This window comes from Terriglobus roseus (genome assembly GCF_900102185.1).
Classification (GTDB): domain Bacteria; phylum Acidobacteriota; class Terriglobia; order Terriglobales; family Acidobacteriaceae; genus Terriglobus; species Terriglobus roseus_A.
In genome coordinates this window covers 4,059,505-4,071,673 of the sequence record NZ_LT629690.1, presented here as the reverse complement: position 1 = coordinate 4,071,673, position 12,169 = coordinate 4,059,505, and the positions used below count along the sequence as shown (strand labels likewise).

Below are 12,169 nucleotides of genomic sequence, written 5' to 3'. Positions count from 1 at the left end.
CCTCATTCAGACACTTCGCTCACTCGCAGTTTTTCGTCCCTACCAAGATAGCCCTTGCGGCGCAGCCAGTCCTCCATGCGATCGCGCAGCAGGTCCAGCGGAACGCGCAGGCCCACTTCCATCAGGCCGTCCGCAAGTGGGAGCGTGTCGTCGAATATCGCGTCGTTGGTGAAGTTGCGCATGGCGAAACTGTCCAGCCCCTTCAACGGAACAGGAGAAGTGGCGCCGTCTTCGTGGACCACTTCCAGCGCAATGCGACGAACGAACATGGGTGCGATGGTAGCGCATTCGCGCTAAGCCCAAAGGACGAAGCAGGCACCCGGCAGTTTGATGCTGCTCACCTGCGCACTCAGCAGGCCGGTCTTTGGATTGCGCGGCAAGACGGATACATCGTTGCTTCGTTGGTTTGCTGCAATCAACCAGTGCCCTGTGGCATCCAGCGTGATGCAGCGGTTCTCCACTCCCTGCGATGCCAGGAACTGGATGCGCCGCAGCGTTCCGTCGGGCTGCACAGCGTAAGTGACGAAGCTTTCGAGCGTGCGCACGCTGCAATAAAGAAAACGGTTGTCTGCTGAAAGCGCCATGTCCGCCGTGCGGCACTTTGGCGGAGCGTCTACCGGAAGCGTGCTCACGCTTTCACGAAGTTTCAGCGTGCCGCGCTTCGCATCCCAGTCCAACAGATCGACGGTATTCGTGAGTTCGTTATTGCAGTAGATCCACTTGCCGTTGGGGTGAAACACAAGATGCCGTGGTGCAGAACCGGGCGCCGCTGTGTAGAACGGTGGGTCATGCGGTGTGAGCTTTGCCGTCTCTGCGTTGAATGCATAGACGTAAATGCGGTCGCAGCCGAAGTCGTTCACGAGCACAAAGCGGCCACCTGGCGCGGTCAGAATGGAGTGGCAACGGCTGTGCGGTTGCGCGGGTTGTGGGCCGTGGTGGTCTGCGCCGTATTCGATGTGTTCGACATAAGGTGATAGCTCGCCGTTGTGATCAACGCGGTAGGTGCTCACGTCGCCGCTACCCCAATCGGCCACCATGGCCACGCGTCCGCTGGGGTCAATGGAAATAAAGTTTGGGATGCTGCCCTTGGCGGTCTGCTGATTGATGGGCCGCAACGGCTGTTCTGCATTGCCAGTAATCTCGAAGCCCTGTACCGCTGCAATCCCTTCCACTATGGCGGTGGTGTAAAGACGATTGCGCTGGTGCGGATTCAACGTCATGGAGTCGTTGCCAGGAAGTTTGGCTGCCATATCCGGCGGCGCGAAGGTGCCGGTCTTCGCATCGAACGAGGTCTGGAAGATGCCCTGCGCCTCCTTGCCCGTGGTGCCGATGAAGGCTGTTTTGCGATGGAGCGACAGTGTCGGCTGGATGGCAAAGGAGCGTAAGGCAAAGGCGGTAGCAGGCAGGCCAAAGGCGAAGTGACGACGATTCATTGCGAGGGCTCCGGGGACGCGCCACCAGCATACGCCTTCATGCAACCCGCCACGCGGCCTCAGATGTTGTTCATAGCAAACAGTGAAGGAGCGCCCAGGGCGCTCCTTTCGTAACCACTGAAATTCAAAAGCTAACTTACAGCGTGCCGCCTTCAGCCGGCAGATGGCCAAAGTAGTTTTCCGGTGCCACGTTGTCATTAATCACGGGAAGCGCGGGCAGGTTGCCAGTCGATCCGGCTTCGTCCACCACGGCCTTCACGTTTGCCAGCACTTCATCGATGGTCATGGTGTACATCTCGCGACCATTGTCGTAGCCGTTCTGGATGATGGTCTTCAGATACTTGCCTGCGGCCTGCGCGGCGGCATAGTCGGTGATAACGAAACCGGTGGCGCGCTTCATCTGCACCCAGGCCACGTTGGGCATGGCAATCCAAACCGGGCGGCCGCTCACGTCAAAGCGAATGTCCGTGGCGTCCGCGTGGCGCGTGGCAATGGCGACAACCGTGCCCTTCCAGACGCAGTGCAGCTTTTCTTCGGTCCACTTATCTTCGACGGTGAAATCCTCGTACATCAGCAGGGTCCTCTCGCAGCGGGTGCTGCTTCCAGACTAAGGATTCCTCCGGCGATGGGCAAGCCGTGGCGCTCTGGATTGGCGAGATGCATGACATCTTGTTCATCTTGAGGCCTAAAACAGGGAAATTGGCGAAAACAGGGCTTCTCGGACTGGAAGTGTCCGATGGGGTGCGGGTTAGCGTAGCGAGAGATAGCAGAACAGCTCCCTCAAACGCTGTCCTCCTCCGAAGGAGCTTTTCGATGCAACCCCGCACATGGAATCGGCGTGACTTCATGATGGCCACAGGCGCGGCTGCCTGTGTGGGTTTGCTGGATTCCCGTGCGCAAGAGACTCCGGACCACATCGTCACCATTGATGCCTGCACCGTGGAAGCTTCGCCGAAGCACCTTATCCGCACTGTTGGGTACGGCCAGGTTCCTGGGCCCTTGCTGCGCTTGCGTGAAGGGCGCGCCAGCACTATCCGAGTGGTGAATCGCACCAAGTCGGAGGAGATTGTGCACTGGCATGGTCTGCACCTTCCCTCTGCGATTGACGGCGCAATGGAAGAGGGAACGCCCATGGTGGCGCCGGGCGCCACGGTGCAATTCCAGATGACGCCCCAACCGGCAGGTTTCCGCTGGTATCACACGCATACCTTTGCCGGGAACGATTTGCGGAAGGCGCAGTACAGCGGCCAGCACGGATTTCTGTACGTGGAATCGGCAAATGAGCCGGGCAACTATGACGCGGAACATTTTCTGGCGCTGCACGACTGGAACGGATATCTGACCGGCGGCGACGACGGCTCCATGAATCCCACGTATGACATCAGCACGGTGAACGGCCGCATGCTCGGCTATGGCGAACCCATTCGCGTAAAGCAGGGGCAACGTGTTCTGTTCCACATCCTGAATTCTTCGCCGACTGAGGTGCACTGGATCGGGCTGGCGGGGCATACCTTTCATGTCATTGCACTGGATGGCAATCCAGTCGCTACGCCTTCTACGGCTACGATGCTTCGCCTTGCGCCAGCAGAGCGCGTGTCCGCGTGGGTTGAGATGGATCATCCGGGCGTGTGGGTGCTGGGCGAGGTCCGCAAACACATTCAAGCGGCTGGCATGGGCACGGTGATTGAGTATGCCGGAAGCACGAAGAAGCCGGCGTGGTTACAGTCTTCGTCGTTGGCCTGGGATTATGCGCAGTTCGGAACCGCCGACGCAGATGCAGTGGCCGCTTCGGAAGTAGAAGAGATTCCGCTTGTGCTGGAGAGCCGTTTCAAGGGGCACGGCTCGCAGGAACGTTGGATGATCAACGGCAAGTCCTATCCCGATACCGATATGCCAGTGCTGGTGCAGGGTCGTCGCTATCGTCTGCGTTTTCAAAACAAGAGCATGGACGACCACCCGATGCATCTGCATCGTCACACGTTTGAACTGCGAGAACTGGCTGGCGGAAGGCGGACCCGCGGTGTCATGAAAGACACGGTGCTGGTGCCTGCTGGCGCGGAGACGGCGGTGGAGTTTACCGCGTCCAATCCGGGCCTTTCGCTGTTGCACTGCCACCAGCAAAACCACATGGATCTAGGCTTCATGATGGTGTTCCGCTATGCCTGAGAAAACGGCACAGCGATGGACGAACGCGCGGGGCTGGTTGCTGACGGCGATAGCCACGGCAGGCCTGTGTGCCTCACGCAGTGTCATGGCGCAGGGCAATTACGAGATTCAGGTCTATGGCTCGGACACGGTGCCTCGTGGCAACACCATGGTGGAGCTCCATTCGAACTTCACCGCGAAGGGCCAGCGTTACACGTTGCAGGGCGTCTACCCCACCAATCATCAGCAACACGAAACCATTGAGATCACGCAGGGACTGAACGACTGGTCAGAGGTGGGCTTTTACATCTTCACCAGCGAGCAGGATGGGCATGGCCTTCAGTGGGTGGGCGATCATATTCGTCCACGCGTCCGCGTGCCGGATAGCTGGCATTGGCCGATTGGTGTCAGCCTATCCACAGAGGTTGGTTATCAACGCGCGGTCTACTCACCGGATACGTGGACGTGGGAGATCCGTCCGATTCTCGATAAGTCGGTGGGCCGATGGTATTTCGCCTTAAATCCAGCGCTGGAACGCACCTGGCATGGTCCGGATGTTGGGCAGGGATTGGGTTTTGCGCCCGGCGTCAAAGTCAGCTATGACGTAAATCGTGCCGTCAGCATTGGGCCGGAATACTATGCGGACTACGGCCGGTTAGGTCAGTTCGACAACCTTCATAACCAGCAGCAGCAGATCTTTCTGGTCACAGATCTGAACGTGTCGCCAAAATGGGAGATCAATTTCGGCGCTGGATTAGGCGCCACGGCAGCGACGGATCACCTAATTGTGAAGTTCATCCTCGGCCGCCGGTTTTCCTGGAAGAAGCCGTCTGAGGTGGAATAAGCGGCTAGTTCTGCGAGGGCTGCTCCACATGGTCCAGCACCAGCACGTCCAGAGGTTCCTTCGCTGGCACGAGCTTTAACCCAAGCTGCTCCTGGACGGCCTTGAAGAAGCCCGGTGCGTCGCTGTTGGGAGCGCTCCCGTCGTCGGGTGACCATTCCAGCTTCACATCGTAGCGGCCAGCCAGGCCGGTGTGGTTTACCACCACCTTGCCCGCTGGTCGGCTCAGCTGCTCTGCGAGTATGTCTGTTGAGAAGCCCGTACCGCGCAGATATGTCCTTCCACCATCCCAGCGGTTGTCGTTGGTGGTGCTGGCTGTCAGTTTGGATTGGCCATCGACAATCAGATCGAACGCATTCAGCGTCTGCGTCTCCCGGTGCACCTTTAAAGCAAACCGCTCCACCAGCAACGCCTGCACCATGCGACGCTTCTCGGCGTTGGCATCGGTGTTCGACATCGTTCGCAGCTTGGCATCTGCCGAGGCATCGGTTTTCGCCTGAATATCGATCCGTTGGTTGTTGATCCAGTCTGGTCCATTCAAAATGCGCTTTGGCTGCATATCAAATGCCCATGAAATCAACTGCATCAGCGTCACGTTGGATGTGCTGAAGTCGCCACCCTGCGGATAGTTGATATGACTGCGCCCGTCATTCACAAGCGGTGTCGGTTTGATGGTCGCCACCTCAAAGCCTGTGGGTGGTGTTGGTATCTGTGCCATGCATGGCATGGTCAACAGAGCTGCAACCAGAAAGTTACAACCGCTCATTCTGCCTCCTGCACCACTTTCGGGGCAGCATACAGCCTGCTATCCGCTGCCGCTACCCTTCACTGCTAAACTTACGCTTGGCGGAATTTGCGCCGACTCATTCGCGCCCGGGCCTCAAGAAGAAGGCGACCGCCGCACGCAAAAGGATTCTGACTCTTGGACACACCCAACCGCACCCGTACCTCGCCGCTGCCCGTTCACGCTGACGCATCGTTCGTGACCAAGAAGACAGGCGTTCTGGACAGCCTTGCAAATAACCGCAAGCTCGCATTGAACCTGGCCATCGCTGTGGTGGTTGTGGTCGTTGTCGTGGCGGCAGGCGTTCTGGTGTACAACCACCGCTCCGCTGAGGCTGCGAACCAGCTTTCTGCTGCCATGCAGACCTACGCGGCACCCATCCGTTCCGCGGAGAATCCAGTTCCCGCCAGCACGCGCAGCTTTGGTTCCACGGATGAGCGTGCAAAGGCTGCCAATGCAGAGTTCAAGGCTATTGCCGATACCTACGGCATGACCGATGCAGGCCGCAATGCGCTGTATCTGGAGGGCTTGACCGCCCTGCAGACCGGCCAGAATGCCTCGGCTGAGGAGTTGCTGAAGAAGTCCGCCGGAAGCTGGAATCGCGATATCTCGAACTTGGCGGGGTTGGCGCTGGCCGGTCTGTACCACCAGACGGGCCGCACCAGCGACGCCGTGGCAGAGTACAACCGCATCATCGCCAAGCCGTCGAACCTGGTGCCTTCTGGTCTGGCGAAGCTGCAGCTTGCGGAAATGTACGATGCTGACGGCAAGTCTGCCGACGCGAAGAAGATTTACGCGGAGATCAAGGATAAGGATCCGAAGAGCGCCGCTGCTGAACTGGCCAGCGAAAAGCTGAACGGCCCCGCGGCACGCTAAGTAACACGTAAAAGGAACACCGCATGGCGGCTCCCGAGAAACCACCGGCAACATTGGCAGAGTTGATTCGTCGACGCTCCAGTGCCGGAAGGCCAAAGGAGCCGCCATCGCCGTCTGCGACAAAGCCTCCCGTGGCTGATCGGCTGGGCCAGTTTGGGCTTCTCTTTGCCGAGCCTGAGGTAGAGGCAGTTGCAGAAGAAGATGAGCCGGAAGCTCTCCCTGAACGCGAAGATGAGAGGGTTCCAGAGCGCAGGCTCTGGTCCGTCGCGGAATTGGTTTCGGCGTTGCGTTTTCGCGTGGAGCGCGAGTACGCGGATGTGTGGGTTGAGGGCGAAGTTTCCAATTGCCGCCCCGCGCCGTCAGGTCATTTGTATTTCACGCTGAAGGACGGCGATGCGCAGTTGCCGGTGGTGCTTTTCCGTCGTGAAGCAGCGCTGCTGAAATTCAAACCTACAGATGGCCTTAGTGTATTGGCGCGCGGGCGTGTCAGCGTGTTTGAGAGCCGTGGGCAGCTGCAGCTGATTGCAAATTCACTGGAACCGCGCGGCGCGGGCGCGTTACAGCTTGCCTTTGAACAATTGAAGGCGAAACTGCGTGCCGAAGGGCTGTTTGACGAGGATCGGAAGCGCCCGCTGCCACCGTTTCCACGCACGGTTGGCGTGATTACCAGCACGCAGGGTGCCGTGCTGCGCGACATTGCCACGGTGGTGCGGCGGCGGCATGCAAGGTTGAATCTTCTGGTGTTTGCCGCGACGGTGCAGGGGCCAACGTGCGCTCCGGATGTGATGCGTGGCCTGCGCTACTTCAATGACGCGCCGGAAGCGCATCGCGTGGACGTCATCCTGATCGCGCGCGGGGGCGGTTCAGCGGAGGACTTGAGCGGTTTTAACGACGAGGCTCTGGCGCGGGCCATCGCCAGCAGCGACATTCCCGTTGTCTCTGCTATTGGTCATGAAACGGACTTCACTATCGCGGATTTCGTAGCAGATCTGCGCGCTCCCACGCCCTCTGCCGCTGCTGAGATTGTTACTGCGGCGCAACATCGCATTGAAGAGCGTGTGCAGTCATTGGAAGCGCGGTTGTTTCGGGCTGTCCGTTTCCAGCAGATGCATGCGCGACAGCGTTTTCTGCGCGTGTCCGCAGAGGGTACTTTCGCACGCCTTCGTGACAGCATCAACCGCCGTCATCAGCGTGTGGACAGTGCGCGTTTCCGCCTGGAGGCGCTTTCGCAGCGGCTTTTGCAGGCGCGTGCCGCACAGCTTCGTCAGGTTTCGGAACGGCTGCAGCGGCAGGATGTCCATCGTCGGGTATTGCTGGCGACAGCGCAACAGCAGCATTTGCAGCAGCGACTGGAGCGCACGGCGGCTGGGCTCGTGGTGCACTCTCGACAGCGCTTGGAGCGTGCAGGGGCACGTCTGTATGCGCTTTCACCCACGGCCATTCTGGAACGCGGTTACGCCTTGGTGTATCGCGAAGATGGCTCCCTCCTCAGGGACGCATCGAGCACGGCGGAGGGAGAAACCATTACGGCGCGTGTGGCGCATGGTGCAGTCCGTGCGATAGTTAGCGGAAACACGCGGAATCCCTAATATCGCCGTCAATTTCTCATATCCCACGCCTAGAATGGATACGGCAGGAATCAGACACGAATGAGAAAGCTCTTCGGAACAGACGGCATCCGCGCCGTTGCAGGACAAGCCCCCCTCGACCCTCGCACAGTCCACGCAGTTGGCGTTGCACTGGCGCATCATATTGCCGCCCCCGGCACACAACCGAAGGTCATCCTCGGTATGGACACGCGCGAATCCAGTGAATGGATTGCTGCTGCCATCACCGAAGGACTCCGCAATGGCGGTGCCGTGGTGGAATCCGCAGGCGTTATCACCACGCCGGCGATTGCGTTCCTGACTCGTTCCCACGGCTTTTCTGCGGGTGTGGTCATCTCTGCGTCTCACAATCCATGGCAGGACAACGGCATCAAGGTCTTCGGTCCGGACGGATACAAGCTGCCTGACGCAACCGAGCTTGCCATTGAAGAAGAGATTTTCCGTCAGTTGGAGTCGAACTCGAACCACTCGTCGATTCACACCGCGGCCCCTGCCGTGGAAGAAGCCGATCGAGCGGAGTATGTGCGTTCGTTGCTGGCCGCAGTCCCGGGTCTATCGCTGGATGGCAAGCGCCTCGTGGTCGATTGCGCGAATGGAGCTGCGTCGGCAGTTGCACCCCAGTTGTTCGCGGGACTCGGAGGCGAGGTTCGCATCCGCAACGCCAGCCCTGATGGACGCAACATCAATGTCGAGTGTGGCGCAACCAAGCCTGAAGTTGTAGCGAAGTACGTGCTTGAAGATAAGGCCGACATCGGCATCACTTTTGACGGTGACGCGGATCGCGCCATGTTTGCCGACGAGAATGGTCGCGTGATCAATGGCGATGCGGTCATGCTGCTTGCCGCGCGTGATCTGCAGGCACGCGGATTGCTGCATGACAACACAGTCGTGGCCACCACCATGAGCAACATGGGGCTTGAAGCCGCATTGAAGCGCAGCGGCATCCGCATGCTTCGTGCACCCGTGGGCGATAAATATGTTCTGGAACAGATGAAGGGCACCGGAGCCTCGCTGGGCGGCGAACAGAGCGGCCACATCCTGTTCACAGGCAAATCCACAACGGGCGACGGTCTGCTGACAGCGCTGTTGCTGTTGGACATTGTGCATCGCAGCGGAACATCGTTAGCGAAGCTGGCGGAAGATCTGAAGACATTCCCGCAGGTCATCGTCAACGTGAAGGTGCGCGAGAAGAAACCGCTGGAGGGTATTCCTTCTGTTGCGGAAAAGATTCGTGAAGCTGAAAACGCGCTCGCCGATACGGGACGCGTGGTCATTCGTTACAGCGGAACCGAAGCGCTGGCACGCGTGATGATTGAAGCCGAAGACGAGTCTTCCATGAAGCTCCACGCTTCGGCCATTGCGGATGCGATTCGCGCAGAGCTTGGCGTTTAACGCGCTCTAAGGTGTGGGGTACTCGGCCACTTGCGGTGTTTTGCGCGGCTTTGTCTGAGTACTTCCACCTGTGTCGTTAATCACGTTGCGAATGGCACCCAGGTTATCCAGGGCCACCGTGATCATGTGATGAAAACGCACCTGTGGCGTGTTCGGCACTTCGATGGCTCGATCCAGATCCACGTCCGGATGGCGGAAGACGCTGTAAATGCCCAGACCCCACGCCTCGTGCTGTTTCACGTTGTCCGCTACTTTGTATGAGGCCCAACCCTTTGCGCCGTTTGTGTCTGTCCATGCGGATTGTGTCGGCGGGTCATAGGGAATTTCGGATTGGTAGAAGTAGGTGCGTCCGGCTTCGCCATTCCACAGCACCTGATACTGCTGATGGTGTTCTACGAAGAGGCCGTAGATCGTTACGCGATTGCCATTGACGATCAGGCCGTTGTCGCTTTCATTGATGTTCCAGCCAACGGTGCCGGGCTTTCCGTGATCAGCGCGCCAGATCCAAGTGTGATCCACAATCGTGTCGTTGCTGTTGATCACAAGATTCGCGCCCGCCTTTCCAACGGTTGCTCCGCCAACGCGGAAGAACACATCATGCAGTGAGATCGGGTTCGCCGCGTGATAGCGAACGCTGTGCTGTGTTCCCACTTCCAGCAGCGAAGGCGACTTCTTTTCGCCTGCATCAAACAACAGCCCAGAGACGGTGATGCCGTCTTCATCGGCAACCGTCATCGCTTCTGTGCCTGCAACAGGGTGCAGCGTTGCGAAACCCAGACCAAGTACAACAGTGTTCGCGTGAGTTACACGCAATGGCTTGTTCAGGTCGTATGTGCCTGGTGTCAGCAGCAGGTGTTTGCCTTGCGCCAGCGCGGCATTCATGGTGTCTGCAGTGTCGTGTTCGGGATGTGCGATGAAAAAGCGCGACAGAGGAATGTTGTGGCCTGGAGTGTTTCCGCCATGCCATGTCGCACCCACGGAGTCGTGTTGCAACGCAGGTACGCGCACAGACCATATGCCTTTCGCACCGACGAAGAGGAATGGCTTCTCACGCACCACAGGGGTCTTCGCAACTTTCGTGTAGGGCGGTTTAGGCCACTCGCCTTCAGGCATGTTGTTCGTACCAACGAAGACCATGTTCCAGTTCGAGCCGGTCCAGCGTTGCCATTCGGTATTGCGGGAGAGCCACTGTTGTTGCGACCCGGAATCGACGACTCCATCCACAACCGTGTCGCTCATCCATCCGCCGCTCGCCCATCCATGTTGCTGGTGCAGCACCACGTCGCCATACACATGCATGCGGCGAAAGAAGATTGCCTGCGACACAGCCCACTGCATCGTTCCGTTTGTCGGGGTTACGGAGAATCCTTCGACGCCGCGCCAGAACGTGGTGGTGGCATTGTTGTTCTTCAACGCAGCATCGGAGTGGACATCGCCAGAGATGCGCACATCCTCAGGCGACGCACCTGCACCGATGACTTGTGTGTAAAAGCCCACAGGAACATTTAAGTGATATTGGCCCGGAAGAAAGATGAAGGCATAACGGCCGCTGCCGAATTCGCTGTGGTGCTGTTCGGCATAGACTGTGTCGATCTTTGCCTGCATCGTTTCTGCGTTGTCTTTGGGAGAGTAGACGAACACATTCGGGCCCAGGTCGGGTGCTTTCGTTGCATGTTGTGCAAGCGATGAGCCAGCAAGCAGAAGAACAGCAGTTGCCGTGAGGATGCGCAGAAGCATTGCGTGAAACTCTCCCAACGAAGTGGCAGCGCGCGATCGTTCACGCGCGAGATCGACTGAGTGTAAATTGCGTGTGCGTTATTCCACCACGACGCGTGGCACGCGATCGCTAATGCCGCATAGGACTTCGTACACGCTGGTGCCTGCAATCCGGGCCTGCTCGTTGGCTCCTACAAACTCTGTGCCCATGCTGCCAACCAACACCACCTCGTCACCAATCTTGGTTTGTGGGAGATGTGTCACGTCCACAACAGTCAGGTCCATGGATACGCGGCCCAGAATCGCCGCGCGCATGCCGTGCAGCAAAACATATCCACCTGCCTCTTCTGTCGAAGAAGAAAGTCCACGACGGAAGCCATCCGCATAACCCACTGGTAACAGAGCCACCCGCATCGGCTTGGTTGCAACGAAAGTGGAGTTATAACCAATGCTTGTTCCCTCAGCGATATCGCGGAGACTCACCACGCGCGTCTTCCACGTCATCACTGGTCGAAGAGAACAGCCAACGTGCGGTTCAGGGAAGCCGCCGCTCATGCACAGCTCCAGCGGTAGCGTATAGCCGTACAGTGCAAGCCCCGCGCGCGTCATAGCCTTTGCGCCCAGTTCAGCCGCCAACGCGGGAATCGCGGTGGGCATGTAGCCACTATCAGTGGATGAGGTGTTTCCTGCGTGTACGTATGCTGGCTGTAATTCCGCCGCGGCCACTTGTTCCAACGCAAGTTTGAAGTCGCGCATCTGGCGACGGTCCTGCGGATCGTCGGCGATCTCCGTTGATGCAAGATGTGTCATCACACCTTCCAGCAGCAGCGGCGATTCTTCAGTGAAGCGCGCCAGCAGTTGCTGCAGCAACGCACCGGGAGCAACGCCCTGTCGTGACATGCCGGTGTCGATCTCCACATGCACAGCAAGCGATCGCGCAGGGAGTCTTCGCCGCTTTGCTTCTGCTTCCAGCAGATCCAGGTGGTACGTCTCCCACACAACTGGAGTGAGGCCGTAATCGAGGACCGAAGCTTCTTCGCCAAACCAAACGCTGCACATCACCAACAGTCGAGGTTGCGGCATGCCCTGCGGCAGAATGCCCAGCGATTGCCGTACTGCCACACCCTCTTCTACGGATGTAACACCAAGCCACTTCGCACCAGCAGCGGCGAGAATCGGTGCGCATTCCGTGGCTCCGTGGCCGTAGGCGTTTGCCTTGATGACGGCAAGCATCTCCACCTGCGGTCCTGCAGCGGCCTGCAGTGCGCGGTAGTTGGCGACAAGGCGTGAAGCGGAAATCTCCGCCCAGATGGGGCGCGTGTGGCTTGGAAGTACAGATCGCATACGGCTGTTCTGATGCTATCGTTCTGCGATT

11 protein-coding genes are annotated in these 12,169 nt (G+C 58.7%); 5 read left to right on the top strand and 6 right to left on the bottom strand.

The genetic code is table 11. From position 1 onward, the window contains the following. Window positions 1-2 precede the first annotated feature (2 nt). The 3 genes from BLT38_RS17030 to BLT38_RS17020 all read right to left on the bottom strand — a co-directional run bounded on the left by BLT38_RS17030 (window position 3) and on the right by BLT38_RS17020 (window position 2,004). On the bottom strand, window positions 3-269 hold the full coding sequence (locus BLT38_RS17030) for a hypothetical protein (RefSeq protein ID WP_083346260.1): 267 nt from the start codon (window positions 267-269) through the stop codon (window positions 3-5). 24 nt (window positions 270-293) lie between these two features. Then, window positions 294-1,433: a lactonase family protein gene (locus tag BLT38_RS17025; protein ID WP_172838323.1), complete on the bottom strand. Its 1,140-nt coding sequence runs from the start codon at window positions 1,431-1,433 to the stop codon at window positions 294-296. A 136-nt stretch (window positions 1,434-1,569) separates the two neighbouring features. Next, window positions 1,570-2,004 (bottom strand): hypothetical protein, encoded by a 435-nt coding sequence (locus BLT38_RS17020; RefSeq protein WP_083346258.1) that lies wholly within the window; start codon window positions 2,002-2,004, stop codon window positions 1,570-1,572. Window positions 2,005-2,246: 242 nt separating this feature from the next. Between BLT38_RS17020 and BLT38_RS17015 the strand changes: the two genes are divergently transcribed. Continuing rightward, complete coding sequence (locus tag BLT38_RS17015; protein WP_083346257.1) at window positions 2,247-3,599, top strand: multicopper oxidase family protein; 1,353 nt, start codon at window positions 2,247-2,249, stop codon at window positions 3,597-3,599. Then, window positions 3,592-4,422 carry a hypothetical protein gene (locus BLT38_RS17010; RefSeq protein ID WP_083346256.1) on the top strand — a complete coding sequence of 277 codons (831 nt, stop codon included), beginning with the start codon at window positions 3,592-3,594 and terminating at the stop codon, window positions 4,420-4,422. Before BLT38_RS17015 ends, BLT38_RS17010 begins: the two co-directional genes overlap by 8 nt. Before the next feature lie 4 nt (window positions 4,423-4,426). On the opposite strand, the gene BLT38_RS17005 is transcribed toward BLT38_RS17010, so the two are convergent. Then, entirely contained in the window at window positions 4,427-5,185 is a 759-nt protein-coding gene (locus BLT38_RS17005; protein WP_083346255.1) for a TIGR03435 family protein, read from the bottom strand. Between the two features lie 156 nt (window positions 5,186-5,341). Here BLT38_RS17005 and BLT38_RS17000 point away from each other — a divergent pair, with 156 nt between their 5' ends. From BLT38_RS17000 to glmM, 3 genes are read left to right on the top strand one after another with little or no spacing between them, the layout of a single operon-like run. After that, the gene (locus BLT38_RS17000; protein ID WP_083346254.1) at window positions 5,342-6,079 is read left to right on the top strand and encodes a tetratricopeptide repeat protein; all 738 of its coding nucleotides are present in this window, start codon (window positions 5,342-5,344) and stop codon (window positions 6,077-6,079) included. 23 nt (window positions 6,080-6,102) lie between these two features. Continuing rightward, window positions 6,103-7,668 carry an exodeoxyribonuclease VII large subunit gene (gene xseA / locus BLT38_RS16995; protein ID WP_083346253.1) on the top strand — a complete coding sequence of 522 codons (1,566 nt, stop codon included), beginning with the start codon at window positions 6,103-6,105 and terminating at the stop codon, window positions 7,666-7,668. Between the two features lie 60 nt (window positions 7,669-7,728). Next, window positions 7,729-9,078, top strand: coding sequence for a phosphoglucosamine mutase (gene glmM / locus BLT38_RS16990; RefSeq protein ID WP_083346252.1), 1,350 nt, complete (start codon window positions 7,729-7,731; stop codon window positions 9,076-9,078). Window positions 9,079-9,084: 6 nt separating this feature from the next. Here glmM and BLT38_RS16985 read toward each other — a convergent pair whose 3' ends face one another. Together BLT38_RS16985 and alr are read right to left on the bottom strand one after the other, a co-directional pair. Then, window positions 9,085-10,815: a coagulation factor 5/8 type domain-containing protein gene (locus BLT38_RS16985; protein ID WP_083346251.1), complete on the bottom strand. Its 1,731-nt coding sequence runs from the start codon at window positions 10,813-10,815 to the stop codon at window positions 9,085-9,087. A gap of 78 nt (window positions 10,816-10,893) precedes the next feature. Beyond that, on the bottom strand, window positions 10,894-12,138 hold the full coding sequence (alr, locus tag BLT38_RS16980) for an alanine racemase (protein WP_083346250.1): 1,245 nt from the start codon (window positions 12,136-12,138) through the stop codon (window positions 10,894-10,896). Between the last annotated feature and the right edge of the window lie 31 nt (window positions 12,139-12,169).